The organism is Mesorhizobium sp. M7A.F.Ca.CA.004.06.1.1, assembly GCF_003999135.1.
In the GTDB taxonomy this organism is placed as follows: Bacteria; Pseudomonadota; Alphaproteobacteria; order Rhizobiales; family Rhizobiaceae; genus Mesorhizobium.
Genome location: NZ_RZPQ01000379.1, coordinates 1 through 5,628, shown reverse-complemented (window position 1 = coordinate 5,628; position 5,628 = coordinate 1). Strand labels below are relative to the sequence as shown.

The window sequence follows — 5,628 nt, the reverse complement described above, 5'->3', positions numbered from 1 at the left end:
GTCAGAACGCGACGACATCACCAGGCAGTAGCGCAAGTTCGGCCACGATGCCGCCGCCTGTCGTGGCATTGCTAACCGATCCATTCATGTTGGCGGTGCCCGCTAGCGGCACCATTTTTCGACGGCAATTGCAATTGCCTTGGTGCAATCGACGAGATCGCGCACCGAAACGCGTTCGTTCGGCTGATGCGCCTGCGCGGGGTCGCCGGGACCGAAATTGACGGTCGGCGTGTTGCCGAGGCCGGTCGGCAGGCCGATGTCGCTGTGCGCGCCAAAACCACTCAGGACCGGCGAGAGATTGGCTTCTTTGACGGCCTCCTGGAAGACGCCGACAAAGGGATTGTCCGAGGGGATTTCGGCGCAATCGGCGTCGAGGATCCACTCGACGCGGGCGGGGTGCTTTCGCAGGTAGGGGTCTGCCTGGCAGACATTGGCTATGTGCTCTTCGATTTCGCGTTTGACGTTGCCACCCAGTTTGAACTCGTCGTGCTCGCTCGGCAGATATTGAGCGTCGATGATGATCTCGCCGCGCCCTGCCATGGAGGACGGATGTTCGCCGGCGCTCATCTGGGTGACGATGATCTGGTTGGGCAGGTCCATCAACGGATGGTTCTTTCTGGGATCGAACATCCAGCGCCGGTTGAGGATGTCGATGCCGTCGAGGATTTGCCGGCAAAGCTGGACGGCATCGACCGGGCCGCTCGAATACCAGGCATTGGGCGTCAGCTCCGCATGCCCGCCTATGCCGTCAATGATGATCTTCCCCCACAGAATGCCGTGACAGAGCGGTGCGATCTTGTTCGCCGTCGGTTCGGTCATGATGCCGGCGTCGGCGTGAAAGCCGCGATCGACCATGGCCAGCGACCCCATGCCGCCGATTTCCTCGTCGACGACGGTGGTGAAGACGACGTCTCCGGACAGGGGAATGTCGAGTCCCTTCAGGATCTCGACGGCCATCAGCATGCAGGCGACGCCGCCTTTCATGTCGACCGTACCGCGGCCGTGTAGAAATCCGTCCTTGAGGACGGGCTGGAACGGGTCGGTCGTCCAGTGCCCTGCGGCGCCGGGCGGGACGACATCGATATGGCCGGTCAGCATGATGGAGCGACCGCCGCCCGTGCCCTTCAAGACGCCGCCGAGATTGGGCCGGCCTTCGAACGTCCTGCCTTTGTTGGCGCCGGCGCGCCCCTTGTATTTTTCGTAGAGTGCAGGGCCATCCGGGTCCCATAGATCGGTCGAGAAGCCGAGCGCCTCGATCCGCTTTTGCAGATAGAGCTGGCAATCACGCTCGCCGGGGCCGGCCTCCTTTGGATCGGATTTCACGATCGAGGGGAAGGCGACGAGATCGCTCAGCGTTTGGACGATACGGTCAGCGCTTGCCTCGACGCGCGCGGCAATGATCTCTTCCATGGACGGCATCATGATCTCCAACGTTGGGAAAGTCGGTCGGCGAGAAGGACGAAAACCAGAAGGGCGCCGACAATCCCCACCTGCCAAACCGTGTTGATGTTCAATTGCAGAAGGCCGGTCTTCAGCGTGACCAGCAGCAGGACGGCCGCGAACACGCCGCCAACGCCACCGCGCCCTCCGGTGATGGCGATGCCTCCAAGCATGGCGGCAGTCAGCGATTCGAGTTCGAGGTTCTGGCCGATATTGGGCCTGCCGCTGCCGAGCCAGGAGATCGAGACGAGCCCAGCGGCGCCGGCGAGCGCGCCACTCAAGGCGTAGAGGATCAAGCGAACGCGATCGACCGGAATACCGACCAGCCTGGCCGAGCGTTCGTTGAAACCCATGGCGTAGATCCAGCGCCCCCACGCTGTCGAGAGCAGCACCAAACCGGCTAGCGCAAAGCAGGGGATGGCAAGGGTGAGAAAGGGCAGGGGAATGCCCATGACGACGCCGCGCCCCCACACAAGCAGCCAGGAGGGCACGCCTGCTTGGGCCGCGCCGCCGGTAATGGCAAGTGCAGCGCCGGAATAGACGAAGAAGGTGCCGAGCGTCGCGATGAAGGGGAGAAGCGCGAGCCCGTTCACCAGCCATCCGTTCAAGGCACCGAGCATCGCGCCGGCCAGGATGCAGACGGCGGGCAGCAGGACCGGCGGCAATCCCAGCTTGAGGCAAAGCATCGCGACGATGGCGGACAGCGAGACCGCACCGCCGACCGAGAGGTCGATGCCGGCGCCACCGGCCATGATGACCAGCCCTTGTCCAAGGCCGACCAGGGCAAGGATCGTCGAGAACTGAAGAATGGTGGTGACGGTGCCGAGATTGAAAACAGAAGGCCTGAGCGCCAGCAGGCCGACAATCACGATCAGCCAAAGCATACAGAGCAAAGCCAGGGTAAGGGCCGGGCCTTGCAGGTTGCGGAGCGTTTTCATGCGCGGGCTCGTTGAAATCTGCCGAGCGGCAATCGGTTGCAAACAGCTTCGAAGCCAAGCACGCCGATGATGAGAACGCCGGTGACGACAGGCTGCCAAAGGGAAGGGACACCGATCAGCAGCAGGCCGTTCTGCAGGATTCTCAGAAGCAGCACGCCGAGCACGGTGCCGATCAGGCTGCATCTGCCGCCCAATATGCTGGTCCCGCCAAGAATGACCGCGGCAATGGCGTCGAGCGCCAGCGTGCTGCCGATCGTCATCTCCACATTGCGATAGGTGGCGACATAGAACGTGGCGGCAATGCCAGTCAGCACACCGCTGATGACGAAGGTCATGAAGCGGATCTTGATCACCGGGATGCCAGAAAGCCGCGCTTTTTCCTCCGAATTGCCGATCGCCAGCAGATGCAGCCCATAAGGGGTTCGCCGCAGCGCCAGCCAGACGGCCAGATAGGCAACGGCAATCACCAGGGCAGGGACGGGGACGCCGAGCACGCTGGTTGCAAGAAGATCTGTAAGGCTCGAGGGCAGGCCCGAAAGCCATTGCCCTCCGAGAAGTACGAAGACGGCGGTGCGGTAGACACCAAGCAGGCCGAGTGTACCGACAATTGCCGGAACGCGGCCGAGGACAACGACGGCGGCGGTCACGCATCCCAGCAGCGCACCGACCAAAGGGCCTGCAATGAGCGCCAGCAGCGGATTGCCGCCGGCGCCGAGCACACGCCCGATGGCGATGGCCGCCAGACCCATGACGATGCCGATCGAGACATCGATGCCGCCCATGGCGAGCAGCAGGGTCATGCCAAGGCCGATCAGCAGCAGTTCGACACTGTTGCGCAAGACCGTGGCTGCATTGCCTGATGTCGCGTAGTGCGGCGATGCGACAGAAAAGATGACGATCGCCAGCAAACAGGCGACAAACAGAGACCACTCCCGCCCGTTCATGGAGAAGACACCGTTTCCAAACTGCCGCACCACGTTCATCTCAGAGCTCAGAAGTTGAACTTGTCGACATTGTCCTTGGTGAAGACGGCCGGCGGCCCGAGAAGCAAAATGCCCTTGGCGGCATCATAGGTGACGGGCTTTTCCAGGCCGACGACCTTGTTTTCCGCTTCGAAGCTCTTACCGTCGATCAGCTGTTTGCCGGCCCAGACCGTGAGATAGCCGAGTTGCTCGGGATCCCAGAGAACGGTGAAGCCGAAGGCTCCGCTCTTCAGGTAAGACCGTGCCGTGTTCGGGCTGCAGTAGCCGGCACCGATGACCGAGCCGATCTTGCCTGCGGTTTCGATGGCCTGGGCTACGCCCGGGCATGTCGAGGAGGCGACGGCGATGATCGCCTTGATGTCCGGGTTGGCCGCCATCAGATCGCCTGATATTTGCGCGGCGCGTTCGGCGGTGCCGCCGGCGAATTGCGGCGCGAGCAGCTTCAGCTTCGGATATTTGGCGGTGGCTTGCTTCTGCATGAAGCCGATCCAGGCGTTGAGATTGGACGCCGTTGCCTCGCCGGAGACGATGCCGATGGTTGCGTCCTCGCCGACGCGCTTGACGAGTTCGTCGACAATGGTTGTGCCGAGGCCTTCGTCGGTCGCCTGCGCCACATAGACGGCGCGGCCGCTGTCGGGCGCGTCGCTGTCGCTGGTGAACAGCTTGATGCCTTTCGCCTTGGCGCTCTCGACCACGGGTGCGATGCTGGAGGCATCGAGGACGCTGACCGAGATCGCCTCGACGCCCTGATCGATCAGGTTCTGGACGATCTGCAACTGGTCGACCGGATTGGTGTCGACGGGACCGGAATAGATGAAATCGAGGCCCAGGTCCTTGGCGGCGCGATTGCCGCCGGCTTCCATGGCGTTGAAGTAAGGGATGCCGATCAATTGCGGAACGAAGGCGACCTTGTGTTTGTCCGCGGCATGCGCCGCGGTTGCAATGGCGAGTGACAGTGCGGAAGCGGCGAGCACTTTCTTGAACTGTGAAAGCATGTGTTTGAACCTCTCTGGAAATGACGTGCGTTTCAGTTTGTTTTTTCAAGCGCCCGCACGTCGGGATGAGCGCCTGTTATGAGCGAAACGACTTCCTCGTGATCGGTATCGGCCGCCAGCCGTTCGGCCACCTTGCGGCCGCGCCGGAACACCACGATGCGGTCGGCAACCTCGAAGACTTCGGAAATGTTGTGGCTGATGAGCACAACGGCACAGCCGCGCGCGGCAAGCCGCCGTGTCAGCGCCAGGACCTTGCGCGTTTCGGCAACGGCAAGGGCCGCGGTCGGCTCATCCATGATGACCAGCCTGGCATTCAGATTGAGCGCCCGGCAGATTGCGACGGCCTGGCGTTGGCCGCCCGACAGACTGCCAACAGGCGCTTCTGGATCGGAAATATGGGCGTCGAGCTCCTTCAGCAGGCCGTCGACGCGCTGGCGCATTTCTTTGCGCTTCAGGAACGGAATGCCAAAAATGGAGCGTTTCAATTCACGGCCGAGAAAGACGTTTTCTGCGATCGACAGGTTCTCCGAAAGCGCCAGTTCCTGAAAGATCGTCGCGATCCCCGATGCCGCGGCATCCTTGGGCGAGTGAAAGGCGACCGGATTGCCCTCGATCACAAGCTCCCCACCACTGGGCGGATGAGCGCCTGCCAGGATCTTGATGAAGGTCGATTTGCCGGCGCCATTGTCGCCGAGAAGCGCCAGCACCTCGCCGGAGCGGATCTCCAGATCGACATTTGCCAGCGCGGTCAGAGCGCCGAAGCGCTTGGCGATGTTTCTGGCGACAAGAAAGGGCTCTGTCATGACGGGTTCCCCGACGATTGCGGATCGGCTAGGCGGCGTTGCTGACCCAGCGCAGCACGTTGGTCCAAAGCCGCGCGTAGCCAGGCCATTCGACAAAACTGTTCGGCAGCCAGTGAGGACCGATGTCCGACGTCCAGACCAGCGTACGCCCTTCGCCATGGCGCCCGGTAACCAGCAGGGGATGGCCGCCCTGGTCCTGCGGCAGCCGCGCCAGGACCTCGACATCGTCGCGATCACGGGCGATGACCTCGTTGGCACCGAGCAGCAGCGGCCATTCGCCCTCGATGCCGGCAAAAATCGGATGATCCCTGGAACCAGTGATCTCAGGACGAAAGCCTTCCGGTATTTCGAGCCGGTCATCATTGGGAAGGCAGGTCACCGGCAGCGCCTCCTCGACCGCCGTGCGATGCCAGCGGGCCTTGCCGTCAATGCCCTGGAAGCTGAAATAGCCGCCGATCATGATAAGGAC

At 62.5% G+C, this 5,628-nt stretch carries 6 protein-coding genes; all 6 read right to left on the bottom strand.

The genetic code is table 11. From position 1 onward, the window contains the following. Positions 1 to 102: 102 nt before the first annotated feature. Complete coding sequence (locus tag EN906_RS21010; RefSeq protein ID WP_127270153.1) at positions 103 to 1,419, bottom strand: ArgE/DapE family deacylase; 1,317 nt, start codon at positions 1,417 to 1,419, stop codon at positions 103 to 105. Then, the gene (locus tag EN906_RS21005; protein WP_127270155.1) at positions 1,419 to 2,378 is read right to left on the bottom strand and encodes an ABC transporter permease; all 960 of its coding nucleotides are present in this window, start codon (positions 2,376 to 2,378) and stop codon (positions 1,419 to 1,421) included. Before EN906_RS21005 ends, EN906_RS21010 begins: the two co-directional genes overlap by 1 nt. Further along, positions 2,375 to 3,322: an ABC transporter permease gene (locus EN906_RS21000; protein WP_127270157.1), complete on the bottom strand. Its 948-nt coding sequence runs from the start codon at positions 3,320 to 3,322 to the stop codon at positions 2,375 to 2,377. The genes EN906_RS21005 and EN906_RS21000 overlap by 4 nt, the downstream gene beginning before the upstream one ends. A 47-nt stretch (positions 3,323 to 3,369) precedes the next feature. Next, complete coding sequence (locus EN906_RS20995) at positions 3,370 to 4,356, bottom strand: autoinducer 2 ABC transporter substrate-binding protein (RefSeq protein ID WP_127272226.1); 987 nt, start codon at positions 4,354 to 4,356, stop codon at positions 3,370 to 3,372. Between the two features lie 32 nt (positions 4,357 to 4,388). Next, the gene (locus tag EN906_RS20990) at positions 4,389 to 5,159 is read right to left on the bottom strand and encodes an ATP-binding cassette domain-containing protein (RefSeq protein ID WP_127271196.1); all 771 of its coding nucleotides are present in this window, start codon (positions 5,157 to 5,159) and stop codon (positions 4,389 to 4,391) included. A 28-nt stretch (positions 5,160 to 5,187) separates the two neighbouring features. Next, a partial coding sequence (locus EN906_RS20985; RefSeq protein WP_245484307.1) for a glutamine amidotransferase occupies positions 5,188 to 5,628 on the bottom strand: 441 nt, incomplete at its 5' end.

Excerpts from the sequence above, each read along its gene's own strand:
- EN906_RS21000 (WP_127270157.1), bottom strand. The coding sequence starts at position 3,322 with ATGAACGGGCGGGAGTGGTCTCTGTTTGTCGCCTGTTTGCTGGCGATC.
- EN906_RS20990 (WP_127271196.1), bottom strand. The coding sequence starts at position 5,159 with ATGACAGAGCCCTTTCTTGTCGCCAGAAACATCGCCAAGCGCTTCGGC.
- EN906_RS20995 (WP_127272226.1), bottom strand. The coding sequence starts at position 4,356 with ATGCTTTCACAGTTCAAGAAAGTGCTCGCCGCTTCCGCACTGTCACTC.
- EN906_RS21010 (WP_127270153.1), bottom strand. The coding sequence starts at position 1,419 with ATGCCGTCCATGGAAGAGATCATTGCCGCGCGCGTCGAGGCAAGCGCT.
- EN906_RS21005 (WP_127270155.1), bottom strand. The coding sequence starts at position 2,378 with ATGAAAACGCTCCGCAACCTGCAAGGCCCGGCCCTTACCCTGGCTTTG.